Origin of the sequence: Tsukamurella pseudospumae (assembly GCF_001575205.1) — a bacterium.
Lineage (GTDB): Bacteria > Actinomycetota > Actinomycetes > Mycobacteriales > Mycobacteriaceae > Tsukamurella > Tsukamurella pseudospumae.
In genome coordinates this window covers 1-1290 of the sequence record NZ_LSRE01000038.1, presented here as the reverse complement: position 1 = coordinate 1290, position 1290 = coordinate 1, and the positions used below count along the sequence as shown (strand labels likewise).

Here is a 1290-nt window from a genome sequence, read left to right as displayed (position 1 = left end):
CACTACTCACGGAATCACTATTGTTTTCTCTTCCTGAGGGTACTGAGATGTTTCACTTCCCCTCGTTCCCTCCACACCGTCTATATATTCAACGGCGGGTAACACCACATGACTGGTGCTGGGTTTCCCCATTCGGAAATCCTCGGATCACAGCTCGGTTGACAGCTCCCCGAGGCATATCGCAGCCTCCCACGTCCTTCATCGGCTCCTTGCGCCAAGGCATCCACCGTGCGCCCTTAGACACTTACAACACACAAAACACACACCAAACCCGAGACAACCAAAAGCCATCACAAACCTGATGCGCCCTTCATGACGTCAAGCGCCAAAAAAACACAACAAAATGCTTACACAGAAACATGTAAAATTACAGAAACAAAAACACGACCACCACACCAAAACAGTGCAGCGTCATGTTGATGCTCGCGTCCACTATACAATTCTCAAACAACACACACCACCACACCGCCACCAGCCCCCACACGAAGTGAAGTACGCCGGCACTGACGCGCAGCAGCAACAGAAAGGACGTGTCCTCTCAGACACCCAACAGTGTGCCGACGAAACCCCTCCGACCGGACAAGCCGGCCACCAGGCGATAGACAATTTACCGTGTCAGTGTTCCACCCAATTATATGAGCAACCGCATCAGCCACATTCGAGCCGATAAGCGGTACTAATGCTCCTTAGAAAGGAGGTGATCCAGCCGCACCTTCCGGTACGGCTACCTTGTTACGACTTCGTCCCAATCGCCAATCCCACCTTCGACAGCTCCCTCCCACAAGGGGTTAGGCCACCGGCTTCGGGTGTTACCGACTTTCATGACGTGACGGGCGGTGTGTACAAGGCCCGGGAACGTATTCACCGCAGCGTTGCTGATCTGCGATTACTAGCGACTCCGACTTCATGGGGTCGAGTTGCAGACCCCAATCCGAACTGAGACGCGCTTTAAGGGATTCGCTCCACCTCACGGTATTGCAGCCCTCTGTACGCGCCATTGTAGCATGTGTGAAGCCCTGGACATAAGGGGCATGATGACTTGACGTCATCCCCACCTTCCTCCGAGTTGACCCCGGCAGTCTCTCACGAGTCCCCACCATTACGTGCTGGCAACATGAGACAAGGGTTGCGCTCGTTGCGGGACTTAACCCAACATCTCACGACACGAGCTGACGACAGCCATGCACCACCTGTATAGAAGGCACAAGGCAAACCGAATCTCTCCGGCGATCCTCTATATGTCAAACCCAGGTAAGGTTCTTCGCGTTGCATCGAATTAATCCACATGCT

At 53.7% G+C, this 1290-nt stretch carries 2 rRNA genes; both read right to left on the bottom strand.

Features of this window, described 5'->3' with window-relative positions:
- A 23S ribosomal RNA gene (locus AXK61_RS17595) occupies positions 1 to 250 on the bottom strand; the annotation flags it as partial.
- Between the two features lie 440 nt (positions 251 to 690).
- Positions 691 to 1290 (bottom strand): 16S ribosomal RNA (locus tag AXK61_RS17590); the annotation flags it as partial.